The organism is Burkholderia sp. LS-044, from assembly GCF_004803625.1.
Lineage (GTDB): Bacteria > Pseudomonadota > Gammaproteobacteria > Burkholderiales > Burkholderiaceae > Burkholderia > Burkholderia cepacia.
The window spans coordinates 1-1,689 of sequence record NZ_SSWO01000047.1; the positions used below are offsets into that span (position 1 = coordinate 1).

Genomic DNA, 1,689 nt, shown 5'->3' on the forward strand with positions numbered 1-1,689 from the left:
TGTCATACCCGGATTCAGATGTCCACCTTCCAGCTATTTAGAGATGTCCGGTTTTAAGGTCGGTTTTGCTGCGTCTCTTTCCTCGCTTTAACCGTTACGCAGTGTCGAAGGCCGGCGCCTGAACGGGCAGGGCGCTTGCGTTCGTTTCCTCCGTTTTTGCAGACCGACGGCCAGGTTTGTTTGGCGGCTTTGCGGTTTGCCGACGTTGCGCCAGATCCACGATCACATGCTCGACGTCAGCCTGCGTGATCTTGCGTTGCTTCTTCTTGCCCGGTTCAGCCTCGTTTCGATTGGTCCGGGTCGCGTCGCCTCGATGTGTTCGGGACGGGGCTTTACCGATTCGGCTGTTATCGCGTTGCGCCTGAAGCGCTTGCGCGACCTGCAGCACATGGCTCAAACGCTTGTGCTCGACGACGGCACCTTGATCGATTTCAGCCAGGCGGTCATATTCCTTGTAGGGCAACGCTCGACCATCAGCACGAATCTCGATCCGCCCATCCGGGTACTCCCACACCTCGATCTGCCGGTCGATCAGCTTCCGGTTCTCCAGTGTGTCGTCCAGTAAGTACATCACCCGGTCGTACTGCACCGTCAGCGACTTCGTTACTTTCCGCGGCTCGCGCCACGTCAGCACCAGATCCAGACTCTCGTCGGCCCGCAGCGGCCGGTGCGCATTGAACTCGCTCTTCGGCGGCTTCGCGAAGCGCGCGTTGTAGGCGGCCATGAAGGAGGGCGCGTAAGCGTTGGCGTCGACCACCGTGTTGATCCCGCGCAATCTCAACTCCTTAACCAGTCGATCCTGCAACGTCAGGTGCGCTCGCTCGACGCGCCCCTTGGCCGAGCTGCTGTTCGCGCAGAACGTGTCGATGTTCAGCTCGTACATCGCGCGGCCGAACGGTGTCACACGGTTACCGGTCTTGCCTGGCTTCACGTTGCGGAACACGCTGGCCTTGTCGCTGTAGAACGCCCCAGGTTTGCCGTGCCGTTCGATGTACGCGCGCGTCGCCTCGAAGTAGCTGAACGTCGACTCCGTCTGCGTGAAGTGCAGCATCATCAACCGGCTCGTCGCGTCGTCCACATACACCAGCAGCGCGCAGGCCGGCGCCCGGTTCTCGAACCATCGATGATCGCTGCCGTCGATCTGGATCAGTTCGCCCAGGCACGCCCGGCGCGCACGCGGCTGATAGACCTTCGGCGGTCGTTGCCGGCGTGGAATCCACAAGCCAGCCTCCGTCATCAGCTTCCTGACCGTTTCCTTGGCCAGCCGAATGCCGTGACACTCCCAGAGCTTCTCGCAGGCCAGTGTCGGCCCGAAATCGGCGTAGCGATCTCGGATGATCGACAGCGCACGATCGGCGGCTCCTGGGTCCAGCCGACGGTTGCCGGGCTTCGCTCGGTGTCCCGATACCAAACCCGCCGCGCCATGTTCCCGAAGTCGGGCGACCAGCCGGCGAATCTGCCGGGTCGTCAGTTCCAGCCGTTCCGCTGCACGCCACGGCTTGAGCTTGCCATCCGCCACGTCCTGAATGACCTTGAATCGGTCCAGCTCGCGCATCGTCATCGTGATCCGCTCCGTTGCAGCCATCGCAGCCTCCGGCGCCGGACACCCGGCGGCCGGACAGCTTACGCGGCACGAAAGCGGACATTTCCATGTAGCCAAAAGCGGACATTTCCATCTAGCTACTACAA

1 protein-coding gene is annotated in these 1,689 nt (G+C 61.9%); it reads right to left on the bottom strand.

The window, feature by feature from the left end; all coding sequences use genetic code 11:
* Nucleotides 1-94: 94 nt before the first annotated feature.
* Nucleotides 95-1,585 (bottom strand): ISNCY family transposase, encoded by a 1,491-nt coding sequence (locus tag E9536_RS41085; protein ID WP_136473339.1) that lies wholly within the window; start codon nt 1,583-1,585, stop codon nt 95-97.
* Nucleotides 1,586-1,689 lie beyond the last annotated feature (104 nt).